Source organism: Chryseobacterium mucoviscidosis, from assembly GCF_002177115.1.
Lineage (GTDB): Bacteria > Bacteroidota > Bacteroidia > Flavobacteriales > Weeksellaceae > Chryseobacterium > Chryseobacterium mucoviscidosis.
The window spans coordinates 1-729 of sequence record NZ_MVAG01000240.1; the positions used below are offsets into that span (position 1 = coordinate 1).

Consider the following 729-nt stretch of genomic DNA (forward strand, 5'->3'; position numbering starts at 1 on the left):
TTTGGTATTGTTAAATTAAAATATATTTCATAAATTAGTATTATGAAATGTTATAAATGTCAATCATTAGATAAAGTAAAAGCGGGTTTTACAAGAGGTTTGCAAAGGTATAAATGCAAAAACTGTGGATGCTTTTATAGTGTTGAAAGCAAATCGGATGTAAAAAGTCCTGAGCAAAGACGGCTTGCATTAGAAATGTATTTGGAAGGAATGGGATTTCGGGCTATTGGGAGAGTGTTGAATATCAGTTACGGAACGGTATATCAATGGGTTAAAAAGTGGGGAGAATCGGTTTCTTTGCCAAAATCTCAAGAACCTATAGAAATAGTAGAATTAGATGAAATTCACAGCTACATCCAAAATAAAAAAACTACTGTTGGAGCTGGATTGCTGTTGATAGATTTGGAAAGCGCTACATCGATTTTGTTTGTGGGAAAAGAAATACTTCCACTTTCAAAAAGCTCTGGAACAGTTTAAAAGACAGGGAAATTAATGGTTTTTGCAGTGACTATTGGAAAAGTTATTCAGAATTAATTCCTACAGAGAAACATTGCGAATCAAAAGCGGAAACATTCACAGTTGAGAGCTATAATTCCAGAACAAGGCATTATTTAGCGAGATTCAAAAGGAAAACAAAATGTTACTCTAAAAAGCAGTTTATGCTGGAAAACTCTTTAAAGTTGCTTTTTCTAAAACTAAATAAACAATTATATATTTTAAAATAACAAA

The 729-nt window shown here is 31.8% G+C and carries 1 protein-coding gene; it reads left to right on the forward strand.

The features are described 5' to 3' along the window. Positions 1–42 precede the first annotated feature (42 nt). A protein-coding gene (locus B0E34_RS20910; protein ID WP_087712467.1) for an IS1 family transposase occupies positions 43–725 on the forward strand; the annotation gives its coding sequence in 2 pieces (ribosomal slippage) (positions 43–370 and positions 370–725; 684 coding nt in all). Positions 726–729: the final 4 nt, after the last annotated feature.